Here is a 26818-nt window from a genome sequence, read left to right as displayed (position 1 = left end):
CCTCAATCCTCGCCGTCGCGCTTCTCCCAAACGTGATCGACGAGACCCCAGTCCTTGGCCTCGTGGGCGGTCATGAAGAAGTCGCGGTCCAGCGTCTCCTCCACCACCTCGACCGGCTGGCCGGTGTGCTTGGCGTAGATCTCGTTCAGGCGCCGCTTGGTCTTGAGGATGTCCTCGGCGTGCCGCTGGATGTCGGTCGCCTTGCCCGAGTAGCCCCCGGAAGGCTGGTGCACCATGATCCGGGCGTTCGGCAGCGCGATCCGCTGGCCCTTCTCCCCCGCCATCAACAGGAACGAGCCCATCGAGGCCGCCATGCCCAGGCACAGCGTGATCACCGGGCTCTTGATGTATTGCATGGTGTCATAGATCGCGAGCCCCGACGTCACCACCCCGCCCGGGGAGTTGATGTACATCTGGATCTCTTTCTTGGGGTTCTCCGCCTCCAGGTGGAGTAGCTGGGCGCAGATCAGGCTGGCCATGCCGTCCTCGACCGGCCCGGCCAGGAAGATGATCCGGTCCTTCAGCAGGCGGGAAAAGATGTCGTAGGCCCGCTCGCCCCGGCTCGTCTGCTCGACGACCATCGGCACGAGGCCAAGGGCGGTGGTCACGGGATCGCGCATGGAAAGTCCTTCCGGTGGTCGTGCGAGGAAGCCTCGCGTCCCCCTGGATATCGCGCGGCGGAGACGGCTGCGCAAGGCGGCAGGCGGTCACCCGCCAGCCGTCGCCTCCGTCCGCGCCGCGACGATTGGGCCTCAGGCCGCGACTTGCGCGGTGCGGTGGCGACGGAGCATGCCGCCAAGGCCGCCAAAGCCGAGGAGCATCAGCGCCCAGGTGGCCGGCTCGGGCACGGCGATGGCGACATTGTCGATCAGCAGCCGGCTGGAATAGTCGGAATCGCCGTCGTCGATGTTGCGCACGCCGGCCTCCAGCACATAGTCGCCGGCGGCGAGCTTGCCGCTCGCCAGACGGGTCCAGGAGGTGTGGCCCTGGTCCCCGACCGAGGTCACGTTGGCTGTGAACAGCACCTCGTTGGTGGTGGCGCTGAACACCCGTACATAGGCGTCGTCATCGTACGGCAGATAGTCGTAAGCGAGGAACGCCGCATCGAGGTTCAGCCTTGCGGAGAAGGCCAGCGTGAACGGCTGGAACAGCAGGGTGTAGGTCCCCGCCTCCGGGCCGGCGGTCAGCTCGGCGAAGAAGTCGCCCTCCGTGGCGGCGAAGGTCTCGCCGAACGGCGCCCCGCCCCCGGTGGCGTCAACCGCCTCGGTGACGACCTCGACATAGCCGTCTGTGTAGGTCCAGGCGGACAGATCGCCGGTCTCGAAGCCGGCATTGAGCACCGCCGCCTGAGCGGCCGGGGCTGAAAGAGCAACCGCCAGGGCGGCGCCCGCGAGTGACTTGGCGTGCATGAGGAGTCCTTACGCGAAAAGGAAGTCGGCCGACTGCAGCGAGCCGAGCTGGGTGTTGTTGAGCTGAAGGCTGTCGCCAGCGGCGTTGGTGATCACCACGTGGGCGCCGGTCTGGACCGCGTGGGCCAGCATGTCGGCAAAGTCCACGAAGCCCGCGCCCTGGAAGCGAATCTCATCCTCGCCGCGGAAGTCGGTGACGATGTCGTCCCCGAACCCGGGCCCGAAGATGAACACGTCGCCGCCACGGCCGCCGGTCAGCACATCGTCGCCGGCGCCGCCGGCCAGGGTGTCGTCGCCGTTGGCGCCCGAGAGGCTGTCGATGCCCGCGCCGCCGGCCACGCTGTCGTTGCCGTTCGACCCGAGCACCGTGTCGGCGCCCGCCCCGCCCGTGACCGTGTCGTCACCGTTCCCGCCATCGAGCTTCTCATCGAGGCCCGTGCCCACAAGGACGTCTGCGCCGACACCGCCCGCCTGGCTCGGGCCGTCGGCCACGCCATTCACCGTCACCGAGACCGTCGCCGTGCTGGTCTCGCCCCCGGCGTCACGCATGACGTAGGTGAAGGTGTCGTTCGCGCTCTGGCCGGCCGTCAGCAGGTCGAAGATATCGGGGTCGGCCACGTAGACGATCTTGCCGTCCTGGATCGAGACGCTCGCGCCTTTCGCCGTCGCGGAGACCGAGACGATCTCCTTCGTGTCGCCGGTGTTGGGGTCGTTGTCGTTGGCCAGGACGTCGATGACGATGCTGGCGTCCTCAACGACCACTGCGGAGTCGTTCGCCGCCGTCGGCGCGGTGTTGACGAAGAAGCGTCCGAGCACCGGGTCGTGGTCGGTCGGCCGGAAGCCGGCCTTCCCGCTGTTCAGGTGGACCGTGTCGAACTGGGCGTTTTCATAGAGCCCCTGCGACACCAGCATATGGTCGATCTGCTGGGAGTTGCCCTCGAAGACGTAGCTGTAGCGATCGCTGGGATCGAGCAGGTGCGACAGGTTCGTCAGCACCCCGCCGCTTTCGAGCAGGGTCAACGAGTCCTCGAACTGGAAGCCGTTGAAGTCGCCCATCACCACGACGTGCTGGTCCGGCTTCGAGGCCTGCAGGTCCTGCACGAACTCGCGGATCGCCTGGCTCTGCGCGATGCGTTGGGCCTCACCCTCGGCGAACGGGGGCTGACGCTCGCCGAACAGTCCGGGATCGCTCCCCAGGCGGGAGGTGGAGTGCACGTCGATCGCCGTCACCACCTCGCCCCGGAAGACGAAGTCCGCGGCCAGAGGCTTGCGGCTGCCGACAAAGGCGGAGTTGTCGGGATCGATCAGCCGGGCGGACCCCTCCACGTACTCGACGCGGTCGGGGTTGTAGAGGAAGCCATTGCGGATGTTGGTGTTTGCCGCGCCGCCGTTGGAGCCTGGCGTCGGGGCGATCTCGATGTAGACATACTGAGGCCCGCCGGCCGCCACGATGGCGTCGATCAGCGCCTGGACCGACGGGTGACCGCTCATGTTCCCGCCGCTGCCCGCGCCGTCGGCGTCCTGGACTTCCTCGACGCCGATGATGTCGGGCGCGTTGAGGTTGTTCACGATATCGGCGGCAAGGCCGCCCACCTTCGCCGCGGAGGCCGACGCGTTCAGGTTTTCGAGGTTGTACGCCGCGATCGTGAGATGGGTCGCATCACCCACCAGGGCCGAGGTGTCGTCGGGCGGCGAACCCGGCGCGACCGCGTTCTCGATCGCCGTGGCGATGACCTCGTAGTTGCCCGCGTAGTAGCTGACGACGCCGGTGACATCGCCGAGCTGGTCGCCCATGTCATAGGTCGCCGAAAAGCCCGGCAGGACACCGCTGTCCACGTAGACCTGGATCCGCTCAGGGTTCATGTCGCCGTCGGCGATGGTGATCCCGCCGCGGTCGTTGAGTCCCGTGGCCCCGGCGCCCGAGTCGGGAACGACCCAGGTCGCACCGTCGTCCGTAAGAGCCACAGCCTGAGCGTCGGGGATGGTGACCAGCATCCCTTCCAGGCTCTCGTAGAAATCGATGGCGTCCTGCTCGGGGTCGAACACGGCCAGGCCGTCGTTGTCGATCACCTCCGTGGGCGCCTCGCGGCCGCCCGCCCCAAGAACCGTCGGCGCGATGGTCCCCATCCCGATCTTGGTGATCGTCGGCGAGACGATCTCGGTGATGGTCAGGTTGGTGGCTGCGCCCGCGCGGAACTCGTCGACCGTGCCGCTGACGGTGAGCTTGTCGCCCACGGCGACAGTCGGCGGGCTGCTGGTGAAGACGAAGATGCCGTCCGACGTGGCGGCGTCGCCGTCGCCGGCCTCGTCCTGCATCCAGAACCCGTTGGTGTCGACGGCGGTGACCACACCTTCCGTCTCAACTCTCCGGCCGTCGTACTCCGATAGATGTCCGGCGCCCTGGATGTCGTAGATGCGGACGAACGGGGCGTCGTCATCCTGGATCGTTCCCAGACCGGTCGCGTCGATGATGCCGACGGCCCCGGTTGCGACCTGCAGGTTGGCGAGCACCACCTGGAGCGTCTCGTCCTGTTCGGTAGCGAGGTCGCCCGTGACGCGGACCGTGATCGTCTGGCTCGCGGCGCCGCCCGCGGTGAATGAGAGCGTTCCGCTCGCCGCGACATAGTCCTCGCCCGCGGTGGCGGACACGTTCTGGGTGGCGAAGTCGACGGTGAAGGCGTCGCCGGTCCCGGACCGCGTGACAGTGAACGTCAGCAGGGTCTCTCCGCTGTCACCCTCCGTGACCGTGGCGTCCGAGATCGAGACGGTGGTCACCCCCCCGGTGACGTTGAAGCTGGCGGCGTAGGGAACCGCCGCAGCGTCGTTCGTCGTCCAGTTGGCGGGGTTGGCGATGGCGGCCCGGAGCTCGGCGGCGGTTCCGCTCGTGACCCCGGTATAGGCCCCGTTGTCGGGCCCAAAAGCCAGGGCGGTCGAGCCGAACGTCAGGCCGGTCGGAATCGCCGAGGTGTTGGAATTGGTGGCGTCGCCCGCGAAGGTGGCGTTGTTGTCCGCGAAGTCGATCGCGAACAGGAACGCCGGGCTTGCGGCGGTCCCCTGGTAGGCGAGGAACTGGTCCCCGCTGGCCGATGGGTTGAGTTGCCCGGTCAGGCCCGAGATGGTGATCACCGTGCCGGCCGTGACCGGCCCTGAGAAGGTGTAGGCGATGGTCCCCTCATTGGCGCGGAAGCCACCGGCGGCCAGCCAGCCGTTGTCGGTGAAGTTGACGACGGTGCCCGCTTCGACGTCCGTCAGAACGACGAAGGCCAGGGACTTGGGCGTCGCGCCCGCGCCGGCGGTCGTGTCGGCGCTGTAGCCGACGATCGCGAGGTCGCCCGGCTGGAAGGTAGTCGGCATGAGTGAGTCCGCCTGAGGAGTTGCAAACAAGGGCGGGCATCGGCGCGACGCGAGGCGCGGGCCTGTCGCGAGTCGGTGTGCTCCCCCTGACTCCAACCTGAGCACTCGCTCCGGTTGGCGTCACCCCCGCTCGTAGCCTCAGGACGTGACAGCTACGTCACAGCTCAAGGAAAGGACAACGACGCTCGTTGTCGGGTCAGGCGGCGATGCCGGCGATCCAGTCGCGAAGGACCGCCAAGACCTGCTCGGGCGGCGCATAGCCGCGAGTCACCACGCCGAAGGCGCCCTGCTCGTTCGGACCACCGACCAGCGTTGGAAATCCGGTGACGCCCGCCCTCTGCGAGATGGCGTAGTCGCGCCAGGTTTCCTGCCTGGCGTCGTCGGAAGACCACGCGGCGAGGAAGTCGTCGCGGTCGAGCCCGAAATCCGCGGCGAGATCGGCAAGGACTTCGCCCGACGTCACATCGAGGTTCTCGGCGTAGAAGGCCCGCTGGGCCGCGCCCAGGTAGCGCGCGGCCACGTCCTCGCCCCGTCGACGCACCACGACGACCGCGCGGGCGGCCGGGTCGGTGTCATAGATGAAGCCGTCACGGTCCAGGATCGCCGGATCGAAGGGCAGGCCAGACGCCTCGTGGACGTGGGTCCAGTGACCGGCCACCTGGCGTTTCGCCTCGGGCGTCATCGGCGTGTCTGTCCCGGGCCGAAGCCCACCCATGACGACCCGGATCGGCAGCGCGTCGCCGTAGGCCCGCCGGATCTGATCGATCACCGGCGAGAATCCGTAGCACCATGAACACATGGGATCGGCGAAGTAGATCAGGTGCGGACCGTCCATCGCGGGCTCCTTCGCGCGAATGATCGCAGCGAAAGCCCTGCCGGTCACGCCGACATTCGCCTGCTGAAGCTGCAGTTCCGCGAGGGCGGCGGCCACCGGGGCGTCCGGCGGCCACTTGTGCGACGGCTCAGCCGCGGCGCGCTTGCGCCTTCATCTCGCGCTTTGCCCGCGCGGCTTCCTTTTCGGCGGCCTTGCGCGCCTTGCGCTCTTCCCGCTTCAACTGGAGCATCAGCTCCTCGTCGTTCTCGCGAGCGAGGCGCGCCTCTTCCTCGGCCTTTTCCTTGGCGAGGCGGGCAGCTTCCTTTTCGGCGGCGCGGCGGGCGCGCACTTCCTCGAGCTCGCGGGCCTTCTTCTGTTCACGGGTCTCGAAAGCGCCCTCGGCCTGCACGGCCGGCTTGGGCTTGAACTTCGCGAGAAGGGCCTTCCGGGCCTCGGCCTGCGCGGCGAGGCGATCGGAGAAGCCAGGCATAACCTTGGATTCTCTCATGCTCACTTATGGTTGTCTGATAGGTGGCTCGGCGGAGATAACCCCGCCGAGCGGAACTCGTTGCGTTCGGGTCAGCCGACGATGTCGGCGTCGGTGAAGAACTGGGCGATCTCGATCTTGGCGTTCTCGAGGCTGTCCGAGCCGTGCACCGAGTTCTCGCCGACGCTCTTGGCGAACAGCTTGCGGATGGTGCCGTCGGCGGCCTGGGCCGGGTTGGTCGCGCCCATGACTTCGCGGTACTTGGCCACGGCGCCTTCGCCTTCCAGCACCTGCACCACGACCGGGCCCGAGGTCATGAAGTCGACGAGCTCGCCGAAGAACGGGCGCTCCTTGTGGACTTCGTAGAACGTCTCGGCCTGCTGGCGGGTCATGCGGATGCGCCGCTGGGCGACGATCCGCAGGCCGGCGTCCTCGATCACCGCGTTGACCTTGCCGGTCAGGTTCCGCTCGGTGGCGTCCGGCTTGATGATCGAGAAGGTGCGTTCGGTCATGGGCTCCGTTGGGGCTCAAGTTTTGGGAGATGCGCGAAGCGGCTTCGCGAGGTGGGCGCGTCTATATCGCCAACCTCGGCTGCGAGGCAACCCATCGACGCCCATGACGCAGCGTCGCGGGTCTGCTAGAGGCCGCCCCCACCCACGGTTTCCCCATGCTCCACATCAACGACCTTGTCCTCGACGCCTGGGGACGCCGCTTCTTCGACCATGCCAGCGTGATCCTTCCCAAGGACGCCAAGGTCGGCCTGGTGGGCCGCAACGGCGTGGGCAAGTCCACGCTGTTCAAGGTGATCCTCGGCCAGCTCACGCCGGGCGGCGGCGAGGTCGGCGTGCCGCGCCAGGCGCGCATCGGATCGGTCGACCAGGAGCATCCCGCCACACCGGTCAGCCTTATGGATACGGTCCTGGAGGCCGACGTCGAGCGCCACACGCTCCTCCAGCGCCTCGAAAGCGCGCCGCCCGAGGAGATGGGCGATATCTACGCCCGGCTGATCGAGATCGACGCCGACCGCGCCCCCTCGCGCGCCGCGGAAATCCTGGCCGGCCTCGGCTTCAGCCAGGCGGACCTGGCCCGGCCGATGGCCGAGTTCTCAGGGGGCTGGCGCATGCGCGTCGCGCTGGCGGCGAGTCTCTTCGCGGAGCCGGACCTCCTGCTGCTGGACGAACCCACAAACTACCTCGACCTGGAGGGCGCCCTGTGGCTTGAGGCGCGCCTCAAGAAGTACCCGCACACGGCCATCGTGATCAGCCACGACCGCGAGCTGCTGAACAACTCCTGCGACCACATCCTGCATCTCAAGGACGGCAAGCTGGAACTCTACACCGGCGGGTACGACGACTTCGAACGCCAGCTCACCGAGAAGCTGCGGCTGCAGGAGGCGACCCGGGTCAAGATCGAGGCGCAGCGCGCGCACCTGCAGTCATTCGTGGACCGGTTCCGCGCCAAGGCTTCCAAGGCGACCCAGGCCCAGTCCCGCCTGAAGATGATCGCCAAGCTGCCGCCGGTCGCAGCCGTGGTCGAGGAGCGGGTCACCCCCTTCGTCCTGCCATCGCCTGACCGGCCGCTGGCCCCGCCACTGCTGCGCCTCGAGGACGCCGCCGTCGGCTACGGTGGCGCGCCGATCCTACGGAAGCTGAACCTGCGGCTCGATATCGACGACCGGATTGGCCTCCTGGGAGTGAACGGCGCCGGCAAGTCGACGTTCGCCAAGCTGGTGGCCGGAGCCCTGACGACAGAGTCCGGCAAGCTGCACCGCAGCCCTCGGATGAAGGTCGGCTGGTTCCACCAGCATCAGATCGAGGCGATGGATCCCGCCGACACGCCGCTGGAGATCATCCGCCGCGTGATGCCTGAAGCGTCGGAGGCCTCCCGTCGGTCGCGCCTCGCCCAATACGGGATCGGGTTCGAGAAGGTCGAGACCACCGTCGCCAACCTGTCGGGCGGTGAGCGGGCCCGACTGCTGCTGAACCTCGTCGCCATGGAGGCGCCGCATCTCCTGATCCTCGACGAACCGACCAACCACCTGGACATCGATAGCCGGCGGGCGCTTCTCGATGCGCTCAACGAGTACGAGGGCGCGGTGATCCTGATCACTCACGACCGCTCGCTGATGGAACTGGTGGCGGATCGCCTCTGGCTCGCGGCCGACGGAACGATCCAGCCATTCGACGGCGACATGGAAGACTATGCCGCCTACGTGCTGGAACGGGCGCGTCAGGCCGCGCGCAGCCCGACCCAGGTCAAAGCGCCGCCGGGAATGGAAGCTCCGCCGCCTCCACCGACATCCAGGCCGAAGGTCCCGACCGGGCCCGCACGTCGCCGGGCTGAGGCGGCGGAAGCGGCCCTGGCGCGGGCAAACCAGGAACTCGCGCGGATCGACCAGGCGCTCACCGACCCCGCCGTGTTCGCGAGCGACGCCGCCAAGGGCGCAGAGCTGGCCCGTCGCCGCACCAGCGCCCAGGCGGCCCTGGAGGCGGCGGAGTTGGAATGGCTGGAGGCCCAGGAGGCCTACGAAGCGCTCAAGTGAGCCTAGCGCCCTAGGCTCAGGTGATGTGCTTTGGGCTGATCGGATCCGATCCCGGGAACGTCTCTTCGATCGCTTCGTCGAGCAAAGCTTCCTGCCGGTCTTCCGCGCCGGCCTCCCGTTCGGCCAAGTGATCCACCTTCCGGCCCTCCGGCGGCGGCTGCGCCGGCCGGGTGGCGGGGGCGTCTATGTGACGATGTTCGGCGATCGGTCCCTTCGGATCGGACGCCATGTCCGCCGTGGCCCCGCTGGAGCCGTGGGTGAAGGCGCGTTCGGCTTCTTCCGGGCTCTGGCGATGCGGCATCTTCTGTCTCCTGACTGTGTCTTGGTCCGAAACGTCCGTCGGCAGCCGAGGTTGCCGGTCACTTGTGGTCCGACTTGGGTGGGCCGAGCAGGATCCGCCCCTCGGATTGGAGCCGTCCCTTCACCTTCCCCGCGATCATCGCGAATATTCCGGGCAGGTTGATTTCCAGCCGGACGTCGCGCTCGCCCACGGCGATTGTTCCGGTGACCATCTGTCCGATCGCCTGCAGCGAGAAGCTGAGGACGTCCCCCGCCCAGGCCTTCCGAAGCTCTCCCACCGCGCCGATCTGGCCGGTGAGGCGCTCGACGCCCTCGTCGATCCGCCGTCGCGCCTCGGCGCGGCCAAGTTCATGGGGAATCGAGACGACGACCGGCTTGCTCATGTCACATCAACGGCCGAAACGCCGGCGCCGGTTCCCGCGCGCCCCCTCGAGCCTAGAGGAAGGCCCACCGCCGGCTCCGTTCCCGGGGACGCAGGTTGTTCTGCACGTTCCGGACTCCCTCGATGTCCGCGATGTCCTCGATCCTCCGCTTATCGGCCTTGTGCCGCACCGTGCCGTCCAGGAAGACCTCTCCGTGCCGGACGTCGACCTCGACGTCGGACAGGTCCAGGCGGCGTTCGTCCTCGAGCCGCTCCATGATCACCGCCCAGAGGACGCGATCGGACGGCCCGCGGTGGCGACGGCGATCGTGGTCATCGAAATGAATCCCGTCGGCGTCATCGGCCCGGTAGCCGGTCCGGTGCACGGGGTCGTAGCGATAGCGGTCGGAATAGTCGGCCTGGCCAAAGTCATTCGGTCGGGGGTCATGGTCTCGCAACCGCCGCAGTGGTTCGCGCTCGCCGTCGCGCCAGTCGTCGCGCCGCATGGTCTCCTCCTCAATTCCGTCGTGAAGATGCGGCAGAAACCGGCGCCTTGCGCTTCGGTTCCAGAGAGGGACGATGGGCACCCGGCCGATTCAGGATCCGCAGCGCTTGCTCCCGTTCGAACCTGACGCTCGCCACGACCCGCCTCCGGAAGACATGGAGGAAGAGCTCGCCGCCGCGCTGCCGGCCACGCAGGGGCGCCGGTTCTTCCGCCTCATGCGCCAGCTCGTCTGGCATCTCCTGGCGTTCCTGCTGCTGGGCGCCGCCGCCTACATCCTCTGGCGCGAGTTCCATGAGATCAGCCTTGCCGAGGTCGCTGAGGCCGTGCGGGCCTGGGGCTGGGACACCGTCGCCCTCGCCCTCGGCCTATCGGCGTCAAGCTTCCTGCTGATGGGATGCGTGGAGTGGATGGGGCTCCGCTGGGCGGGAGCGAAGATCGCGGTCCCATCCGCCCTGGCCGGATCGTTCATCGCCAGCGCCATCGCACACACCCTGGGGGCGAACCTCATCGTGTCCGGGGCGGTGCGGGCGCGCTTCTACGCGAAACACGGGATCACGCTGCGCCAGGTGGCCGCGGCGACGCTGTTCCACGGATTCTCGTTCACCGTCGGGTTGTCGACATTGGCGGGACTGGCCCTCCTTCTGGCCGGCAGCCGGGACATCGCCCAGGTCAGCCGCATCGCCAATCCCGTGGCGGACGGGCTAGGCGTCGCGCTGCTCGCCGGCGTGCTGGGTTACATCGTGCTATGCGCTGTCCTCCACCGGCCACTGCGGGCGTTTGGCCACAGCGTGCGCCTCCCCTCCTGGCGCGTGGCGATCGCCCAGGCGACCATCGGCGCGTTGGACAATGCGGTGGCGGCGGCGATCATCTGGGTGCTGCTGCCCGCGGGGGCTATCGGCTACTTCACCTTCGTCGGCGCCTACGCTCCCTCGGTCGTGGTGGGCCTCGTCTCTCACGTCCCCGGCGGCGTCGGGGTGTTCGAGGGGTCGGTGTCGACCCTCACCAAGGGTCTGCAGCCCGCCGCCCTGGCCGCCGCCTTCCTGGGATATCGGCTGTTCTTCTTCCTGCTGCCGCTGCTGCTGGCCAGCCTCGCCCTGGCGGTCGACACGCTGCGCGAACAGGCCCGACGCAGGCGCTGAAAAAAATCCTGCCGCGGATGCATCCGCCTGCATCCGGCCTCGTCAGCGGGCCGTAACTGCTGGGTCCGAGCATCTCCCACACATACGGACAGAACGCGGTGGCGGCCCTGTTCCCCGACATCCGCCGCCGTACGCCCCGGCCCCCGCCTCCCGTCGCGGGGCCGGGGCGACCCTTAAGGGGTCTCTCTCGGGCCTACCTTTCCGCGTACAGCCGGCGCAGAATCCGAGGCGCCAGCCCCGGCAGATCCTCGGAAATCAGGCCCGGCCCGTGCAATGCAGCCGCTTCGGCGTGGATCCAGGCCCCGGCGCAGGCGGCGTCGAAGCTGTCCATCCCCTGGCTGACCAGGCCCCCGATGAACCCGGCCAGCACGTCGCCGGAGCCGGCCGTCGCAAGCCATGGCGAGCCGTTGAGGTTCACAGCCGCCCGGCCGTCGGGCGCGGCGATCACGGTGTCCGGCCCCTTCAGCAGCACCACCGACCCTGCTCGCTCCGCCGCGCGGCGTGCGGCGGTGATCCGTTCGGGCGCCGCCTTCAACACACCCGGAAACAGACGCTCGAACTCGCCCGGGTGGGGCGTCAGCACGTCATCCCGATCCAACACCGAGAACAGCTCCTCCGGATCGTCCCGAAAGACGGTGATGGCGTCGGCGTCGATCACGAGCGCTGCGCCGGTCCGCGCGAGAGCCAGCACATTCAGCAGCGTCGTTTCGCTCACCCCGGCCGCCGGCCCGATGATCGCCGCGTCCGCGTGATCGGCCGCCTGCTCGAGTTCCAGCTCGGTGGCGAACGGCTTCAGCATCACCGCCTCGAGGTGAGCGGCGTTGGACGCGAGGGCCTCCTCGGTCGACAGGATCGTCACCAGGCCGGCGCCGATCCGCAGACCGCCCCGCGAGGCGAGGCGAGCCGCTCCCGTGCTCCAGGCGTCGCCGCTCACCACGATCAGCCGGCCACGGGCATGTTTGTGCGAGTGGGTTTCCGGCCACGGAAACCTCGCCGCCCAGGCCTCTGGGCCGTTTTCCACCAGCCTGGTCGGCGTCTCTCCCAGGCCGATGTCGACGACGACGATCTCCCCGCACAGGCTCCGTCCGGGTTCGAGCACATGGGCCGGCTTGCGGGCGTGGAACGTGACGGTCAGGCCCGCGCAGACAGCGACGCCGAGGGGCGCGCCGGTGTCTCCCGGCAAACCGCTCGGGATGTCGACGGCGATCACCTGCTCGGCCCGATTCGTCAGCGCCGTGACGGCGGCGGCCGCGAGGCCATCGAGCGGCCGGGCGAGACCCGCCCCGAACAGCGCGTCGACGACCAGCCCCTCCCCCACGGGGCCGGACAGCGGCTTCACCGGGCCCGACCAGCGGCCTCGCATCGTCCTGGCGTCGTCCGTGGCCGGCTCGGCCAGCGCGCGGACCTCCACCGGCCAGCCCCGTTCGCTCAGAAGTCGGGCCACGACGTAGCCGTCGCCACCGTTGTTGCCCGGACCGCACAGCACCGTCACCGGTTGGACCTCGAACCGGGCGAGGATGGCCTCCACCACCCCCTGCCCCGCCCGCTCCATCAGCATTTCGCCCGGCGTGCCGGCGGCGATCGCCGCCCGGTCCGCGGCGGTCATCTCGGCGACGGTCAGGATGGGGCGGGCTGGCAAGGGACGCTCCTTGGCGAACAGGGCTCCCTCTTCCCCCGCGCCGCGGGCCCGTTCAAGCCCCGAGCTACAGGACCTGGGTCGCGGCCTCGGCGCCCTTTGCGACCAGGCGCACCGTGCGTCCATCGGTTTCCAGGACGGTGATCGAGGCGTGGTCGGGACGGAAGGCGAGCACCTGATCCACGCCGGTCAGTCGCGAGACGACCGCATTGATCGCCACGTAGTGTGAGAAGACTGCGGTGTCGCCGCGGACCGCGAGTGACTCGACGATCGCGCCACGCCAGGCGTCGTAGTCCAGGTCGCCCTGGATCTCGGCCCAGGTTCCAAGGAACGCCTGTCGAAGCCATGCCGGCCGGTCGGCCGCTGACAGCGCCGCTGGGGTCGGGATCTCACCGATCGCGGGGTCGATCTCCGGCTGAACGCCCAGGGCCAACGCGGTCGGCTCGGCCGTCTCGCGGCAACGCCGGAGCGGTGAACTCACCACCCGCTTCGGCCGCTCGGCCTCCGGCAGGCCCAGCAACCAATCGCGAGCTGCGCGGGCCTGCGCCTGACCCGCCTCGTCCAGTCCGGGGTCTTCATCGTGGTCGCCCCAGGTCGAGGACGGCTTTCCGTGGCGGATCAGGTACAGGCGGGCCATGGCTCAGTTCGGCGTGAAGACGTTGAGTCCGTCAACCTGGGCGACGGAACCTTTGCGTCCCACCTGCTCGGTGGTCTCCATGCCGGCCAGCAGCGCGGGATCCTCGGGGCTGTAGGCCGCGAACCGTCGACCGTTCTCGTCGCGCCCGATGATGATCGCCCTGAACGGACCTTCCCGGCGGTGGACGACGGTGTAGGTCTCGATCGTGCCCGTACCCTGGGGCGTCTCGGTGATGTCGGGATGCGGCAGGGCGTCGATTTCCCGCTGGATCACGGCCGGATCCTGGCGCTCGAACGGCCGATCGGGCCGCTTGGTGGAATAGATGCCCGTGGACTGCTTGGTCAGGTACCAGCCGTTGCCGGTGATCAGGCCGTACTCGCCACGGCGTTCGCGCAGGCGCTGCACCATCACCGCGACCGAATGCATGACGTAGTTGTTGCCCGGGCCGCCTGCGTAGGGGAGCCCCCCGGTGACCGTCAGCCCCCGGGGATCGTCGAGCGACAGACCGAGCTCCTCGGCGCCGACTTCCACCGCCACCGGGAAGCACGAATAGAGGTCGATCAGGCCGATCTGGTCCAGCCCGATGCCCGCCATCTCGAACGCCCGCTTGCCGGTGAGCCGCATGGCGGGGCTGGAGTGGAAGTTCTGCCGGTCCAGGGGGTTCCACAGGTCGGCGGCGTCGGCGCAGCCGTGCAGATAGACCCAGCGGTCCTCGGGAACGCCCAGTTCCCGCGCCTTGGCGACGCTGGCCACGATCACGCCCGCCGACTGGTCGACCTCCATGATGGCGTTCAGCAGCTTCGGATACGGGAAGCCGATCATCCGGTTCTTCTCGTTGACCGTCACCAGTTCCTCGGCCGACCTCTTGATCGGGAACCAGGCCTCGGGGTTCTGCGCCGCGACCTCGGTGAATTTCGAGAAGAGCTTGCCCAGGCGGGCCTGGTGATCCGGGATCGAACGGCCGTCGCGCGCCCTCAAGGCGTTCTCGAACAGCGGATAGATGTTGATCGGCCGGTCCAGCCCGTGACGCGCCTCATAGGCGGTGTTGCCCGGACGTGGATCGCCCAGGCGCTGGGGCGTCTCGAGGGTCTCGTCTTCCTTGGCCTTCCAATCGTCGAACGACAGGCCTTTCGTCGCCCGCTTCATGGCCGAGCCCAGGAACTCTGCGCCGACAGTCAGAGCGAGCTGCGTCTCGCCCCTGGCGACGCGCTCCGCGAGGGTATTGATCACGTACTGAGGCGTGTTGCCGCCCATCTCGGTGTAGACCGACCAGCGAGGGGTCGCGCCGAGCTGCTTCGAGAGCTGCGCCGGCGGGTTCGTCGAGTGTGGGATCATCCCCCGCTTCGAGCCAGGAGCGTCAATCGTGTAGCCGACGACGGCCAAGGTATCGATGGCCGCCAGCCCCGCGGCGCCGATGCCCGCGTCTTCCGCCGCCCGATCCGCCGCAATCTTCAGCAGTTCCGTCGGAGACGGCGACGACCCGGGATCGCCCCGGTAGGTGAATTGGCCCGCTCCGATGAGCACCGGGGTCCGTTCGTCCATGCTCCAGCCGTCTCCCAATCAAACTTTGCCGCGATCCCGGGCCGGAAATTCACGCCGGGGCGCCGTTTTCCAACATGATCGCTTTTTGAACTCTAGGCGCCCATTTCCTAGGCGCCTGGACAGTTTCGCAAGCCGCCCCAACGGCAGGCAACCGTTGCGTGCTTGTGGACGAGCCCCGCCCCGTGCTGCTTCGCGCCAATCGCGCCGATCAACCCCGGCGCCCCCAGTGCAAGTCGAGCCGCATGAAGAAGATCGAAGCCATCATCAAGCCGTTCAAGCTCGACGAGGTGAAGGAGGCCCTGCAGGAACTGGGCGTCCAGGGCATGACGGTGATCGAAGCCAAGGGCTATGGACGCCAGAAGGGCCAGACGGAACTCTACCGCGGCGCCGAGTACGTCGTGGACTTCCTGCCAAAGATCAAGATCGAGGTCGTGGTCGCCGACGACCACCTCGACCGCGCCGTGGAGGCCATCTCAGGCGCCGCCCGCACCGGCCGTATTGGCGACGGCAAGATCTTCATCTCCGAGGTTCTGGACGTCGTGCGCATCCGCACCGGCGAGACCGGGACCGTGGCGATCTGACCAGCATCCGAGACTTCAAGAAGGGGATAACCACCATGGCTTCCGCCAAAGACATCCTGAACATGATCAAGGAAAAGGACGTCAAATACGTCGACGTCCGCTTCACCGACGTGCGCGGCAAGATGCAGCACGTGACCTTCGACATCGACCTGGTCGACGAGGAGTTCCTCACCGACGGCACCATGTTCGACGGCTCCTCGATCGCCGGCTGGAAGGCCATCAACGAGTCGGACATGAAGCTGCGTCCGGACCTGGACACGGCCATCATCGACCCGTTCTACCAGCAGACCACCCTGGCGCTGTTCTGCGACATCCTGAATCCCGACACGAACACCCCCTACAACCGTGACCCGCGCTCGATCGCGAAGGCCGCCTTCAACTACGTGAAGGCCTCGGGCATCGGCGACACGGTCTATTTCGGGCCGGAAGCCGAGTTCTTCATCTTCGACGACGTGCAGTGGAACACCGCCCCGCACGACACCCGCTATTCGTACGACTGCAGCGAACTGCCGGTGAACTCGGGCAAGGCCTATCCGGAAGGCAACATGGGTCACCGCCCGGGGCCGAAGGGCGGCTACTTCCCGGTGAACCCGGTCGACTCCGGACAGGACCTGCGCGGCGAGATGCTGGCGGTCATGGGCGAACTGGGCATGAAGCCCGAGAAGCACCACCACGAGGTGGCGCCGGCGCAGCATGAGCTGGGCCTGAAGTTCGACACCATGATCACCATGGCCGACCGCCTGCAGCTCTATAAGTACGTGATCCACAACGTGGCCCACGCCTACGGCAAGACCGCCACCTTCATGGCCAAGCCGATGTTCGGCGACAACGGGTCGGGCATGCACGTGCACCAGTCGATCTGGGGCAACGGCAAGCCGCTGTTCGCGGGCGACAAGTACGCCGGCCTCAGCGACATGTGCCTCTGGTACATCGGGGGCATCATCAAGCACGCCAAGGCGATCAACGCGTTCTCGAACTCCACGACGAACTCGTACAAGCGCCTGGTCCCCGGCTACGAAGCCCCGGTGAAGCTGGCCTACTCGGCCCGCAACCGCTCGGCCTCGATCCGCATCCCGCACGTGGATTCTCCGAAGGCCAAGCGCATCGAAGCCCGCTTCCCGGACCCGATGGGCAACCCGTACCTGACCTTCGTGGCCCTGCTGATGGCCGGCATCGACGGGATCGAGAACAAGATCGATCCGGGCGCGGCCGCCGACAAGAACCTCTACGACCTGCCCCCGCGCGAGCAGAAGAAGATCCCGGAAGTCTGCGGCTCGCTGCGCGAAGCGCTCGAGAACCTCGATAAGGACCGGGCCTTCCTCAAGAAGGGCGGCGTCATGGATGACGACTTCATCGACAGCTACATCGAGCTGAAGATGGAAGAGGTCATGCGCCTCCAACTCCACCCGCACCCGGTGGAATTCGACATGTACTACAAGTGCTAGCCACCTGAGGTCAGGCGGTGTCAGGAAGGGCCGCGGAGCGATCCGCGGCCCTTTTCATTTGCGCCACACCCCGCCCGTCGCCGAACGATAATTCACTTGCTGGCGAGGCGTTGAAGCGGGCTAAAACCCGATGAATTTCCGTTCGTGCCCGGGGCCAGATTCCTTGAAATCAGCACTCCTCGTCTCCGCCGCCTTGCTGGCCGGCATCGCCCTCCCCGCCAACGCAGACACCGGCTCGGCGGGCCCGCAGCCGACCGCCATGCCAACGGCGATCGCCGCCCCGCGTGACGTGGCCTTTCCGGGCGTCATCCGCCTCGAGGTCGATGCGAGCGACACCCAGCGCCGGATCATCCAGGTGAGGCAGACGATACCGGTCGATCGGGCCGGACGGACGACCCTGCTGTATCCCCAGTGGCTGCCGGGCAACCACGCCCCGCGTGGGCCGATCGAGAAGGTCGCCGGGCTCGTCATCCGGGCGGGCGGCCAGGTGGTTCCCTGGACCCGAGACCCGATCGAGGTCTACGCCTTCCACGTCGACGTTCCCGAAGGCGCGAGCGAGCTGCAGGTCGAGTTCCAGTACCTGTCGCCCACGGCGCCCAACCAGGGCCGGGTCGTTGTCACGCCCGAGATGCTGAACCTGCAGTGGAACGCGGTGGCGCTCTATCCCGCGGGCTACTTCACCCGCCGCATCATGGTCGAGCCCAGCGTGAAGCTGCCCGCGGGCTGGACCCACGCCCTGGCCCTTGAGGACGCGGGGCGGGCTGGCGACGTCGTGCGCTTCAAGCCGGTGGACTTCGAGACCCTGGTCGATTCCCCGATGTTCGCCGGCAAGTACGGCAAGGTCGTGGACCTGGACCCCGGCGGCAAGATTCCGGTCCGTCTGAACATGTTCGCCGACACGCCCGACGAACTTGAGGCCAAGCCCGACCAGATCGAGAAGCACCGCAATCTCGTCCGCCAGGCCGACAGGCTGTTCGGCTCAAGGCCTTATGATCGCTACGACTTCCTGCTGGCGATCTCCGCGCGCCTGGGCTCCATCGGCCTGGAGCACCACCGGTCCAGCGAGAACCAGGTCGAGCCCGGCTATTTCACCGACTGGGCCGCCGCCGTCGGCGACCGCAACCTCTTGCCGCACGAGTACGCCCATAGCTGGGACGGCAAGTCCCGCAGGCCCGCCGATCTCTGGACGCCGAACTTCAATGTGCCCATGCGCGGCCAGTTGCTCTGGGTCTACGAGGGGCAGGATCAGTACTGGGGCTATGTGCTGGGCGCCCGTTCGGGCATCACCACCAAGGAAGAGGCCCTGGAGGCGCTTGCCGCCACCGCCGCCACCTTCCAGGTGCGGGTCGGCCGCCGCTGGCGCACGGTGGAGGACACCACCCAGGACCCCGTCATCAACGCCCGCCGACCCCAGCCGTGGGCGACGTGGCAGCGCAGCGAGGACTACTACTCCGAGGGTCAGCTTGTCTGGCTCGACGCCGACACGCTCATTCGCCAGCGGTCCGGCGGGAAGCGGTCGCTAGACGACTTCGCCCGGCGCTTCTTCGGCGGGCAGGATGGTGACTACACGGCCCGCCCCTACACCTTCGACACCGTGGTGGAGACACTGAACGCGGTCGAGCCCTACGACTGGCGGGGGTTCCTGACCGAGCGCATCCGCCAGGTCGCCGTGAAGCCGCCGCTGGACGGCCTGGCGCGCGGCGGCTGGCGCCTGGCCTATGACGAAAAGCCCACCGGCTACTTCAAGGCGATCGAGAGCTCGTCGAAGACGACCAATCTCACCTACTCCCTGGGGGTGACCCTGAACCGAGAGGGCGACGTGACGGGCGTGCTCTGGGACAGCCCCGCGTTCAACGCGGGGCTCACGGTCTCGACTCGAATCGCCGCCGTCAACGGCATCGCCTACGACGCCGACCGCCTCAAGAAGGCGATCACGGAGGCAAAGGCCGGTAAGCCGATCGAGCTGCTGCTCAAGAATGGCGACCACTATCGCACGGCCGCGATCACCTATACGGGCGGCCTGCGCTATCCGCGGCTTGAGCGTATAGAGGGGACGCCGGACCTGATCAGCCGGATCTACGAGCCGCGGAAATAGCCGCCCGCCGGAAAGCTTCCCCGACGTGGGTCGCTCAGAGCTTCTGGGCGACCCACCAGTAGGCCAGGAAGGCGATGGCGCCCGGCGCGAGATAGGCGGCGGCGAACTCCCAGGCCGTCGGATCGGGCAGGACTCCAACGATCGTCGAGCCGATCGCCACCACTGCGCCCAGCGCGGCGGAGGTGCCGACGATGTTGATGACTTCCGGCGGCAGCTTGAGCCCGGTACGGCTGCGGACCTGAGATTGCGGCATATCTTGTTCCTCCCGCAACGGCGCCTGTTCCCGGCGCTCGCCTAACTGAAGCCAACGTCGCCCGAGAACACGACTATGGCAAGCGCGAAGCTTCGTCGCAGCGGTATGGAGCCGCCTCAGGCATACCGTTCGTCCATCCAGATCCCCGCGAGACGTATCGCCCGGCGCGCTGCGTTCAGCACCGCGCCCCAGGCGTGGAAGACATGGATCATCTCGGGCCAGACCTCGAGCCGCACCTCGACCCGCGCATGAGCAAGCACGTCGGCGAGCGTCACGCTGTCGGACAGAAGCGTCTCCTCCGAGCCGGTCTGGATCAGGACCGGCGCGACGCCTTCGAAATCCCCGAACACCGGTGACGCGAGCGGATCGCGCGGGTCCAGCCCACCCAGATAGGCCTGCGCCATCTGGTCCAGACCCGCCTTGGTGATCGACGGATCGGTGTCGGCCTTGGTGCGATAGCTGGCGCCAGACTGGGTCAGGTCCGCCCAGGGACTGATGACGAAGTATCCGGCCGGCTGGGCCAGTTCGGCAGCCTTGAGCGCCAGCGCGAGCGCCATGGCCAGGCCGCCGCCGGCCGAGTCGCCCGCCACGATCAGCTTGCCCGCCTCGACCCCGCTGGCCAGCAGCGCCCGATAGACCGCCACCGCGTCGTCGACCGCGGCCGGAAACCGATGCTCCGGCCCCAAGCGGTAGTCGGCCACGACCGCCTGCGCCCGGGCCGCCTCGGCGATCCGCGCAACCATGGGCGGATGACTTCGCGGGCTGCCCTGAGTGTAGCCGCCGCCGTGCAGGTAGAGGATCGTACGACCCGGGAGCGCGCCCTCGGGCGACACGCGCTCACATTTCACCCCGCCCACCGTCGCCGGTTCATGGAAGCAGTGGGTGGGCAGCGACCCCATCTCGCCCACCGCGTCCATGGCCGCCCGGCGCTCGGCCAGGCTGGGCTGCGGGCCGTTGGGATCGGCCTGGCGCGACGCCAGAAGCGCCCTCACCCCCGCGATCTGCGGATCCTTCCAAGTGGCCATGCGATCCCTCCCCCGCAACTCGCCGCATTGCCTTAGGGCGGCCGCCGATTCATACCGGCCGCTTGTAGAATCGCACCACCTTTCGGGGTCCATGTCGAAGTCCTCCGCCAATCCGCTACCCGACCTGTTCGACGGCGCGCTGAACCCCGCGCCGGCGGCGCCGCTGGCCGAGAGCCACGAGCCGCGCCCCGATCCCGCGGTCACGGGCGCCAAGCCATCGGGGGGCTATTCGGCGAAGGACATCGAGGTCCTCGAGGGGCTGGAGCCGGTCCGCAAGCGGCCGGGCATGTACATCGGCGGCACCGACGAGCGGGCGCTGCATCACCTCTTCGCGGAGGTGCTCGACAACGCCATGGACGAGGCGGTCGCCGGCCATGCCAAGGTCATCGAGGTCAGCCTCGACGCCGACGGCGCCCTGACGGTGAAGGACGACGGCCGCGGCATCCCCGTCGACCCGCACCCCAAGCACCCGGGCAAGTCGGCGCTGGAAGTGATCATGACCGTCCTGCACTCGGGCGGTAAGTTCTCGGGCAAGGCGTACGAGACCTCGGGCGGTCTGCACGGCGTAGGCGTCTCGGTGGTGAACGCTCTTTCCGAGCGGGTGGAAGTCACCGCCTGGAAGGACGGCTTCGAGTGGCGGCAGGCCTTCACCCGCGGCAAGCCGCTTGGCCCGATCGAGAAGCTGGGCCCCACGCGCAAGAAGGGCACCCAGATCAGCTTCACGCCCGATCCGGTGATCTTCGGCGAGGGCGTCGCCTTCAAGCCGGCGCGGCTCTACCGCATGGCCCGGTCCAAGGCGTACCTGTTCGGCGGCGTCGAGATCCGCTGGAAGTGCGACCCCAGCCGCATCCACGACCAGACCCCGCCCGAGGCGACCTTCCGCTTCCCGAATGGCCTCGCCGACTTCCTGGCCGAACGGATCAAGGGGCTGGAGACGGTGACGCCGGCGCCCTTCACCGGCCGCTACGAGCGGCCTGGGGAGGCCGGCAAGGTCGAGTGGGCCATCGCCTGGACCCCCGCCGGCTTCGGCGAAGCCGACAGCTTCATGCAGTCGTACTGCAACACAGTCCCGACGCCCGAAGGCGGCACGCACGAGAGCGGGCTGCGCGCGGTGCTCACCCGCGGCCTCAAGCAGTACGCCGAGTTGATCGGCGAGAAACGCGGCGGCCTGATCACCGCCGACGACGTGGTGGCCCAGGCGGGCGCTCTGGTCAGCGTCTTCATCCGCGATCCCGAATTCCAGGGCCAGACCAAGGAGAAACTCTCGTCCACCGAGGCCCAGCGCCTGGTGGAGAAGGCCGTCGCCGACCCGTTCGACCATTGGCTGACCGCCCAGCCCAAGGCCGCGAGCGCCCTGCTCCAGTTCGTCGTCGAGCGCGCCGAGGAGCGGCTGAAACGGCGCAAGGAAAAGGAGACCGCCCGGGCCTCAGCCACGCGCAAGCTCCGGCTGCCAGGCAAGCTGGCCGACTGCGCCGGTCAGGCCATCGACGGCGCGGAACTCTTCCTGGTCGAAGGCGACTCGGCCGGCGGCTCGGCCAAGCAAGCGCGGGACCGCAAGAACCAGGCGATCCTGCCCCTTCGCGGCAAGATCCTGAACGTCGCCTCCGCCTCGAGCGACAAGTTCGGCGGCAACAAGGAGCTTTCGGACCTGCTCCTGGCGCTCGGTGTCCAGGCCGGTTCGAAATTCAAGGAAGAAGAGCTGCGCTACGAGCGCATCATCATCATGACGGACGCCGACGTGGACGGCGCCCACATCGCCAGCCTGCTGATCACCTTCTTCTTCCGCACGATGCCCGACCTGATCCGGTCCGGCCGCCTCTACCTGGCCCTGCCGCCGCTCTACCGCATCAGCCATGGCGGCAAAGCCGTCTACGCCCGCGATGACGCGCACCGTGACGAACTGCTGGCCAGCGAGTTCAAGGGCAAGAAGCCCGACATCAGCCGGTTCAAGGGCCTGGGCGAAATGATGCCCGCCCAGCTCAAGGAAACCACCATGGACCCCAAGACCCGCACCCTGGCGCGGGTCACTCTGCCGCGTGCGGAGGAGACCGTGGAGGACCTGGTGGAAGCCCTCATGGGCCGCAAGCCCGAGCTGCGCTTCCGGTTCATCCAGGAGAACGCGGAATTCGCCGTGGCGGACCTGGACGTCTAGGGGCGAACTTTGAGGCGATAGCGCCCGCGAGCACAGACCGGGAACGCCAGCTCGGATAGACTCGGGTCCGACCGAATCAGGAGCACCCATGGCCCGCGACGGCGCCATCTATGCCTGCCAGTCCTGCGGGGCCGTGCAGACGCGCTGGTCTGGCCAGTGCCCCGCCTGCGGCGCGTGGAACACGCTGGTCGAAGAACTGGCCAGCCGGCCGCCGGGCGCACTGAAGCCCACCAAGGCCACGCGGAGCCGCCATCTCGCCTTCGAAGGGTTGGACGAAGCCACCCCCGCGCCGCCGCGCATCGCCACCGGCGTGGGCGAATGGGACCGGGTCTGCGGTGGCGGGGTTGTCCCTGGCTCCGCCATCCTGGTGGGCGGCGATCCCGGCGTCGGCAAGTCGACCCTGCTGCTGCAGGTCGCCGCCGAGGCGGCCCGGCGGGGACAGGGCTGCGCCTACATCTCGGGCGAGGAGGCGATCGAGCAGGTGCGTGGCCGGGCCCAGCGGATGGGTCTCGCCGACGCGCCGGTGAAGCTGGCGGCCGAGACCTCGCTTCGCGCCATCCTCGACGGCTTGAAGGCCGAACCCTTCGACCTGGTGGTGATCGATTCCATCCAGACGATGTGGAGCGACAACCACGAGGCCGCGCCCGGCTCGGTGACGCAGGTGCGCGCGGCCGCCGGCGAACTGGTGCGCCTGGCCAAGAAGCGGGGCCTCGCCGTCATCCTCGTGGGCCACGTGACCAAGGAAGGCGCCATCGCCGGTCCTCGTGTGGTCGAGCACATGGTCGACGCCGTCTTCGCCTTCGAGGGCGAGCGGGGCTATCCGTTCCGCATCCTCCGCGGGGCCAAGAACCGCTTCGGAGCCACCGACGAGATCGGCGTCTTCGAAATGGGCGACGCGGGGCTCACCGAGGTGAGAAACCCCTCGGCGCTGTTCCTCAACACCGCCGGAGAGCGCGCGGCAGGCGCCGCCGTGTTCGCCGGGATCGAGGGATCCCGCCCGGTGCTGGTGGAGATCCAGGCCCTGGTGGCGCCGTCGGCCTACGGCACACCCCGCCGGGCGGTCGTCGGCTGGGACTCCGGCCGCCTCGCCATGATCCTTGCCGTGCTGGAGGCCCGCTGCGGGCTCGGCTTTGGCGACAAGGATGTCTATCTGAACGTCGCTGGCGGGCTTCGAATCTCCGAACCCGCCGCCGACCTCGCCGCCGCGGCCGCTCTCGCGTCCTCGGCGTTCGACGTCGCCCTGCCCCAGGACTGCGTCGTGTTCGGCGAAATCAGCCTGTCCGGCGAGGTGAGACCGGTTAGCCGGATGGAATCGCGCCTCAAGGAAGCCGCGAAGCTGGGTTTCCGTCAGGCGCTTGGCCCAGCCGACGTGGACGGCGCGGCGGTGGCCTATACGGGCGCGAGCCGCCTAGCCGACGCCGTCCAGCGCATCCATGACGCCGCCTGGGATCGCTCGTGAGCCAGTTCGACATCCTCGTTCTGATGCTGCTGGGCGTTTCGGCGGCGGTCGGCTTCTTCCGTGGCGCGGTGCGCGAGGTGTTCGCCCTCATGGCGCTGGTCGTGGCGGCGGCGCTGGCGGTTCTGGGCCTGCCGGCGTTCGGACCGACCGTCCGTGGCGTGGTCCAGCCAGACTGGCTGGGGACCGTCGCTTCACTGGTCCTGGTCTTTGTCGTCGCCTTCATCGCCCTGCGGCTGATCGGCGCAGGCCTCGCGCAGCGGGTGCAGAAGACCCAGATGCTCGGCTTCCTCGACCGCTCCCTCGGCCTGCTGATCGGCCTCGGGCGCGGTCTGATCGTCCTGGGGGCTCTGTTCCTCATGTTCAACGCCGCCACGCCCGAAGACCTCCGTCCGCAATGGATCACCGGCGCCCGGACCTGGCCGCTAGCCAGCAACATGGGGCGCTTGCTGGATGAACTCGCACCCAAGGGACTCGACGTGGCAGGGCGCCTTAAACCCGCTTTCCAGCGCGCGATCGACGATGGGTCAGGTGACAGAACCGCGACAGGGCGCTACGAGGCGCGCGAACCCGACACCGACCGCCCGGAGCGTCCCCGATGAGCCAGCAGCATGAGCGTTGGTCCCCGCCGGCGCGCGACCCCGACGACGATACGCCCCGCCTCGAGTGCGGCGTCTTCGGCATCTGGGACGTGCCTGAAGCGTCGGGGATCACCGCGCTTGGCCTGCACGCCCTGCAGCACCGTGGCCAGGAGGCGTGCGGGATCGCCGCGTTCGACGGCCAGGGCTTCCACACCGAGCGGCACATGGGCTACGTCGGCGACGCCTTCGGCGGCGGCGACCTGAACAAGCGCTTGCCGGGCCGGGCGGCGATCGGACACACGCGATACTCCACCGCCGGCGGCAGCTTCATTCGCAACGTCCAGCCGATGTTCGCCGACCTCGAGGCAGGCGGCGTGGCCTTGGCGCACAATGGCAACCTCACCAACTTCCTGGCCCTGAGGGAGCAGCTGGTCTCGGAAGGCGCGATCTTCCAGTCCACCTCCGATTCCGAGGCGATTCTTCACCTGATCGCCCGCTCGCGCCGGCCCAAGTTCCTGGAGCGCTTCACCGAGGCCCTTCAGCAGATCGAGGGCGGCTACGCCCTGGTCGCCCTGACCAACAAGAAGCTGGTGGGCGTGCGCGACCCGCTCGGCATCCGTCCGCTGGTGCTGGGCACGCTGGACGGCAAGTGCGTGCTGGCGTCCGAGACCTGCGCCCTCGACATGATCGGGGCCACCTTTGTGCGCGATATCGATCACGGCGAAATGGTCGTCATCGATGAGAAGGGCCTGCGCAGCTTCCGACCGTTCCCCGCCCAACAGGCCCGCCCCTGCATCTTCGAGTACGTGTACTTCGCCCGCCCGGATTCGGTCGTGAACGGCCGCTCCGTGTACGAGGTCCGCAAGCGCATGGGGCGCCGTCTGGCGCAAGAGACCCCTGCCGACGTGGACGTGGTGGTGCCCGTGCCGGACTCGGGTGTCCCGGCGGCTCTGGGGTTCGCCCAGGAGACCGGCCTGCCCTTCGAAATGGGCATCATCCGCAATCACTATGTCGGCCGGACCTTCATCCAGCCGACCCAGGGCGAGCGTGAACTGGGCGTGCGCATGAAACTCGCGCCGAACCGCGCGGTTCTCGCCGGGAAACGCGTTCTGCTGGTGGATGATTCGATCGTGCGCGGTACCAATTCGATCCGCGTCGTGAAGATGGTCCGCGAAGCCGGCGCCAAGGAGGTCCACCTGCGATCGGCCTCGCCGCCGATCATGTGGCCCGATTACTACGGCATCGACATGCCCGACCGCGACAAGCTGCTGGCGGCCAACCACTCCGTCGAGGACATCACCCGGATCCTCGGCGTCGATTCCATGGGCTACCTGTCTGTGGACGGGCTCTACTGGGCCATGGAAGCGACGCGCGACCCGGCCAATCCGCAGTTCACCGACCACTATTTCACCGGCGACTACCCGACCCGGCTTCTCGACAAGGAGGTCGCCGAGGGTCGCAACGAGGTGCGTGAGCGGCAGCTCTCGTTCCTGGTCGACGCGTGACGACGAAGCGGCCGGGCCTCCTCTCCCGGCTGAGGCCCGACTGGTACCTCATCCTCATCGTCCTGATGGGGGCGGCCGCCACCATCCTGCCGGCCAGGGGCGCGGCCGCCGACGGTCTCGGCTGGGTGACCAAGGTGGCGATCGGCGTGGTCTTCTTCCTCCACGGCGCGCGACTGTCGCGCGAGGCGGTGATCCGCGGCCTCGTCCACTGGCGGCTTCACCTCGTGATCCTGGCCGCGACCTTCGCGGCATTCCCGCTGATCACCCTCGGCCTTGCGGCGGCGCCCGCCTGGATCACCCCGCCGGAACTCGCCGCCGGCCTGATCCTCGTGGGCTGCCTGCCCTCCACCATCCAGAGCTCCATCGCGTTCGTCGGTGTCGCCCGCGGGAACGTGCCCGCCGCTGTGGCCGCGGCATCCGCCTCGAACATCCTTGGCGTCTTCATCACCCCCCTCCTCGTGGGCGCCCTGCTGCACGCCGAAGGCTCGATGAGTCCCACGGCGATCTGGTCGATCATTCTTCAGATCCTTGTTCCCTTCGTGGCTGGCCAGGCCCTGCGCCCCTGGATCGGCGAATGGGTGAGCCGCCATGCCAAGGCCCTCGGGAAACTCGACCGGGGAACCATCCTCCTGGTGGTCTACGTCGCCTTCTCCGAAGCCGTGGTGGAGGGCGTCTGGAGCCGTCTGGGCGCTCTAGATCTCGTCCGCCTGCTGCTGCTCTGCGGCGCCCTCCTCACGGCGGTTCTGGGCCTTACGGTGCTCGCGGCCCGCACGCTGGGTTTCTCCAAGGAGGACGAGATTGCGATCGTCTTCTGTGGCTCGAAGAAGTCCCTGGCCAGCGGCGCACCCATGGCCGCCGCCCTGTTCACTCCCGCCGTGGCGGGGGTCGCGATGATCCCGCTGATGGTCTTCCACCAGATGCAGCTCATGGCCTGCGCGGCGATCGCCCAGCGCTATGCCGAGCGGCCTGACAGCCCCGGCGAAAGCGGCTAGAGACGCC

At 68.3% G+C, this 26818-nt stretch carries 24 protein-coding genes; 10 read left to right on the top strand and 14 right to left on the bottom strand.

Features of this window, described 5'->3' with window-relative positions; translation table 11 throughout:
* Nucleotides 1–2 precede the first annotated feature (2 nt).
* The 6 genes from DJ019_RS01020 to ndk all read right to left on the bottom strand — a co-directional run bounded on the left by DJ019_RS01020 (nt 3) and on the right by ndk (nt 6576).
* On the bottom strand, nt 3–620 hold the full coding sequence (locus DJ019_RS01020; protein ID WP_111274127.1) for an ATP-dependent Clp protease proteolytic subunit: 618 nt from the start codon (nt 618–620) through the stop codon (nt 3–5).
* A gap of 132 nt (nt 621–752) precedes the next feature.
* On the bottom strand, nt 753–1409 hold the full coding sequence (locus DJ019_RS21115) for a PEPxxWA-CTERM sorting domain-containing protein (RefSeq protein WP_205854056.1): 657 nt from the start codon (nt 1407–1409) through the stop codon (nt 753–755).
* 9 nt (nt 1410–1418) lie between these two features.
* Complete coding sequence (locus DJ019_RS01010; RefSeq protein WP_111274126.1) at nt 1419–4763, bottom strand: Ig-like domain-containing protein; 3345 nt, start codon at nt 4761–4763, stop codon at nt 1419–1421.
* Nucleotides 4764–4959: 196 nt separating this feature from the next.
* A complete protein-coding gene (locus tag DJ019_RS01005; protein ID WP_240606335.1) occupies nt 4960–5694 on the bottom strand; it encodes a DsbA family protein in 735 nt (244 codons plus the stop codon).
* A gap of 31 nt (nt 5695–5725) precedes the next feature.
* Complete coding sequence (locus tag DJ019_RS01000; RefSeq protein WP_111274125.1) at nt 5726–6085, bottom strand: DUF6481 family protein; 360 nt, start codon at nt 6083–6085, stop codon at nt 5726–5728.
* Nucleotides 6086–6156: 71 nt separating this feature from the next.
* On the bottom strand, nt 6157–6576 hold the full coding sequence (gene ndk, locus DJ019_RS00995) for a nucleoside-diphosphate kinase (protein WP_111274124.1): 420 nt from the start codon (nt 6574–6576) through the stop codon (nt 6157–6159).
* 155 nt (nt 6577–6731) lie between these two features.
* Between ndk and DJ019_RS00990 the strand changes: the two genes are divergently transcribed.
* Nucleotides 6732–8606 (top strand): ABC-F family ATP-binding cassette domain-containing protein, encoded by a 1875-nt coding sequence (locus DJ019_RS00990; RefSeq protein ID WP_111274123.1) that lies wholly within the window; start codon nt 6732–6734, stop codon nt 8604–8606.
* Between the two features lie 16 nt (nt 8607–8622).
* Here DJ019_RS00990 and DJ019_RS00985 read toward each other — a convergent pair whose 3' ends face one another.
* From DJ019_RS00985 to DJ019_RS00975, 3 genes are read right to left on the bottom strand one after another with little or no spacing between them, the layout of a single operon-like run.
* Nucleotides 8623–8907 (bottom strand): hypothetical protein, encoded by a 285-nt coding sequence (locus tag DJ019_RS00985; RefSeq protein WP_240606333.1) that lies wholly within the window; start codon nt 8905–8907, stop codon nt 8623–8625.
* Between the two features lie 58 nt (nt 8908–8965).
* Nucleotides 8966–9289, bottom strand: a complete 324-nt coding sequence (locus DJ019_RS00980; RefSeq protein ID WP_111274122.1) for a polyhydroxyalkanoic acid system family protein — start codon at nt 9287–9289, stop codon at nt 8966–8968.
* Nucleotides 9290–9341: 52 nt separating this feature from the next.
* Nucleotides 9342–9773, bottom strand: a complete 432-nt coding sequence (locus DJ019_RS00975; protein WP_111274121.1) for a BON domain-containing protein — start codon at nt 9771–9773, stop codon at nt 9342–9344.
* 106 nt (nt 9774–9879) lie between these two features.
* On the opposite strand from DJ019_RS00975, the gene DJ019_RS00970 reads away from it, so the two are divergent.
* Complete coding sequence (locus tag DJ019_RS00970) at nt 9880–10911, top strand: lysylphosphatidylglycerol synthase domain-containing protein (RefSeq protein WP_165843845.1); 1032 nt, start codon at nt 9880–9882, stop codon at nt 10909–10911.
* Between the two features lie 193 nt (nt 10912–11104).
* Here the strand turns inward: DJ019_RS00970 and DJ019_RS00965 are convergent, their stop codons facing one another.
* From DJ019_RS00965 to DJ019_RS00955, 3 genes are all read right to left on the bottom strand, one after another.
* On the bottom strand, nt 11105–12517 hold the full coding sequence (locus DJ019_RS00965; protein WP_111274729.1) for an NAD(P)H-hydrate dehydratase: 1413 nt from the start codon (nt 12515–12517) through the stop codon (nt 11105–11107).
* A gap of 97 nt (nt 12518–12614) precedes the next feature.
* On the bottom strand, nt 12615–13184 hold the full coding sequence (locus DJ019_RS00960) for a histidine phosphatase family protein (RefSeq protein WP_111274119.1): 570 nt from the start codon (nt 13182–13184) through the stop codon (nt 12615–12617).
* Between the two features lie 3 nt (nt 13185–13187).
* A complete protein-coding gene (locus DJ019_RS00955) occupies nt 13188–14726 on the bottom strand; it encodes an acetyl-CoA acetyltransferase (protein ID WP_111274118.1) in 1539 nt (512 codons plus the stop codon).
* Between the two features lie 242 nt (nt 14727–14968).
* Here DJ019_RS00955 and DJ019_RS00950 point away from each other — a divergent pair, with 242 nt between their 5' ends.
* The 3 genes from DJ019_RS00950 (at nt 14969) to DJ019_RS00940 (ending at nt 18847) form a co-directional block, all read left to right on the top strand.
* Nucleotides 14969–15307: a P-II family nitrogen regulator gene (locus DJ019_RS00950; protein ID WP_111274117.1), complete on the top strand. Its 339-nt coding sequence runs from the start codon at nt 14969–14971 to the stop codon at nt 15305–15307.
* Nucleotides 15308–15342: 35 nt separating this feature from the next.
* Complete coding sequence (gene glnA / locus DJ019_RS00945; protein WP_111274116.1) at nt 15343–16752, top strand: type I glutamate--ammonia ligase; 1410 nt, start codon at nt 15343–15345, stop codon at nt 16750–16752.
* A 130-nt stretch (nt 16753–16882) separates the two neighbouring features.
* Nucleotides 16883–18847, top strand: coding sequence for a M61 family metallopeptidase (locus tag DJ019_RS00940; RefSeq protein WP_111274115.1), 1965 nt, complete (start codon nt 16883–16885; stop codon nt 18845–18847).
* Between the two features lie 34 nt (nt 18848–18881).
* Here the strand turns inward: DJ019_RS00940 and DJ019_RS00935 are convergent, their stop codons facing one another.
* Nucleotides 18882–19100 (bottom strand): hypothetical protein, encoded by a 219-nt coding sequence (locus DJ019_RS00935; protein ID WP_111274114.1) that lies wholly within the window; start codon nt 19098–19100, stop codon nt 18882–18884.
* Nucleotides 19101–19216: 116 nt separating this feature from the next.
* Nucleotides 19217–20125 (bottom strand): alpha/beta hydrolase, encoded by a 909-nt coding sequence (locus DJ019_RS00930; RefSeq protein ID WP_111274113.1) that lies wholly within the window; start codon nt 20123–20125, stop codon nt 19217–19219.
* A gap of 91 nt (nt 20126–20216) precedes the next feature.
* Between DJ019_RS00930 and parE the strand changes: the two genes are divergently transcribed.
* The 5 genes from parE to DJ019_RS00905 all read left to right on the top strand — a co-directional run bounded on the left by parE (nt 20217) and on the right by DJ019_RS00905 (nt 26811).
* Nucleotides 20217–22277, top strand: coding sequence for a DNA topoisomerase IV subunit B (parE, locus tag DJ019_RS00925; RefSeq protein WP_111274112.1), 2061 nt, complete (start codon nt 20217–20219; stop codon nt 22275–22277).
* An 88-nt stretch (nt 22278–22365) separates the two neighbouring features.
* Nucleotides 22366–23736 carry a DNA repair protein RadA gene (gene radA, locus DJ019_RS00920; protein WP_111274111.1) on the top strand — a complete coding sequence of 457 codons (1371 nt, stop codon included), beginning with the start codon at nt 22366–22368 and terminating at the stop codon, nt 23734–23736.
* Complete coding sequence (locus tag DJ019_RS00915) at nt 23733–24335, top strand: CvpA family protein (RefSeq protein ID WP_111274110.1); 603 nt, start codon at nt 23733–23735, stop codon at nt 24333–24335. The genes radA and DJ019_RS00915 overlap by 4 nt, the downstream gene beginning before the upstream one ends.
* Nucleotides 24332–25819 carry an amidophosphoribosyltransferase gene (gene purF, locus DJ019_RS00910; protein ID WP_111274109.1) on the top strand — a complete coding sequence of 496 codons (1488 nt, stop codon included), beginning with the start codon at nt 24332–24334 and terminating at the stop codon, nt 25817–25819. The genes DJ019_RS00915 and purF overlap by 4 nt, the downstream gene beginning before the upstream one ends.
* Nucleotides 25816–26811, top strand: a complete 996-nt coding sequence (locus DJ019_RS00905; protein WP_111274108.1) for a bile acid:sodium symporter family protein — start codon at nt 25816–25818, stop codon at nt 26809–26811. Before purF ends, DJ019_RS00905 begins: the two co-directional genes overlap by 4 nt.
* Nucleotides 26812–26818 lie beyond the last annotated feature (7 nt).

Origin of the sequence: Phenylobacterium kunshanense, from assembly GCF_003254525.1 — a bacterium.
Taxonomy (GTDB): Bacteria; Pseudomonadota; Alphaproteobacteria; order Caulobacterales; family Caulobacteraceae; genus Phenylobacterium; species Phenylobacterium kunshanense.
Note: the sequence above shows the minus strand (reverse complement) of the source record. Positions and strands in the feature narration are given on the sequence as shown.

What these genes read in the sequence shown, in the direction of transcription:
- DJ019_RS00940 (WP_111274115.1), top strand. Translation starts at nt 16,883, where the DNA reads ATGAATTTCCGTTCGTGCCCGGGGCCAGATTCCTTGAAATCAGCACTC.
- DJ019_RS00950 (WP_111274117.1), top strand. Translation starts at nt 14,969, where the DNA reads ATGAAGAAGATCGAAGCCATCATCAAGCCGTTCAAGCTCGACGAGGTG.
- DJ019_RS00960 (WP_111274119.1), bottom strand. Translation starts at nt 13,184, where the DNA reads ATGGCCCGCCTGTACCTGATCCGCCACGGAAAGCCGTCCTCGACCTGG.
- DJ019_RS00965 (WP_111274729.1), bottom strand. Translation starts at nt 12,517, where the DNA reads ATGACCGCCGCGGACCGGGCGGCGATCGCCGCCGGCACGCCGGGCGAA.
- DJ019_RS00985 (WP_240606333.1), bottom strand. Translation starts at nt 8,907, where the DNA reads ATGCCGCATCGCCAGAGCCCGGAAGAAGCCGAACGCGCCTTCACCCAC.
- DJ019_RS00980 (WP_111274122.1), bottom strand. Translation starts at nt 9,289, where the DNA reads ATGAGCAAGCCGGTCGTCGTCTCGATTCCCCATGAACTTGGCCGCGCC.
- purF (WP_111274109.1), top strand. Translation starts at nt 24,332, where the DNA reads ATGAGCCAGCAGCATGAGCGTTGGTCCCCGCCGGCGCGCGACCCCGAC.
- DJ019_RS00935 (WP_111274114.1), bottom strand. Translation starts at nt 19,100, where the DNA reads ATGCCGCAATCTCAGGTCCGCAGCCGTACCGGGCTCAAGCTGCCGCCG.
- DJ019_RS01020 (WP_111274127.1), bottom strand. Translation starts at nt 620, where the DNA reads ATGCGCGATCCCGTGACCACCGCCCTTGGCCTCGTGCCGATGGTCGTC.
- DJ019_RS00930 (WP_111274113.1), bottom strand. Translation starts at nt 20,125, where the DNA reads ATGGCCACTTGGAAGGATCCGCAGATCGCGGGGGTGAGGGCGCTTCTG.
- DJ019_RS00955 (WP_111274118.1), bottom strand. Translation starts at nt 14,726, where the DNA reads ATGGACGAACGGACCCCGGTGCTCATCGGAGCGGGCCAATTCACCTAC.
- DJ019_RS21115 (WP_205854056.1), bottom strand. Translation starts at nt 1,409, where the DNA reads ATGCACGCCAAGTCACTCGCGGGCGCCGCCCTGGCGGTTGCTCTTTCA.
- DJ019_RS01010 (WP_111274126.1), bottom strand. Translation starts at nt 4,763, where the DNA reads ATGCCGACTACCTTCCAGCCGGGCGACCTCGCGATCGTCGGCTACAGC.
- DJ019_RS01000 (WP_111274125.1), bottom strand. Translation starts at nt 6,085, where the DNA reads ATGAGAGAATCCAAGGTTATGCCTGGCTTCTCCGATCGCCTCGCCGCG.
- radA (WP_111274111.1), top strand. Translation starts at nt 22,366, where the DNA reads ATGGCCCGCGACGGCGCCATCTATGCCTGCCAGTCCTGCGGGGCCGTG.
- glnA (WP_111274116.1), top strand. Translation starts at nt 15,343, where the DNA reads ATGGCTTCCGCCAAAGACATCCTGAACATGATCAAGGAAAAGGACGTC.
- ndk (WP_111274124.1), bottom strand. Translation starts at nt 6,576, where the DNA reads ATGACCGAACGCACCTTCTCGATCATCAAGCCGGACGCCACCGAGCGG.
- DJ019_RS00975 (WP_111274121.1), bottom strand. Translation starts at nt 9,773, where the DNA reads ATGCGGCGCGACGACTGGCGCGACGGCGAGCGCGAACCACTGCGGCGG.
- DJ019_RS00990 (WP_111274123.1), top strand. Translation starts at nt 6,732, where the DNA reads ATGCTCCACATCAACGACCTTGTCCTCGACGCCTGGGGACGCCGCTTC.
- parE (WP_111274112.1), top strand. Translation starts at nt 20,217, where the DNA reads ATGTCGAAGTCCTCCGCCAATCCGCTACCCGACCTGTTCGACGGCGCG.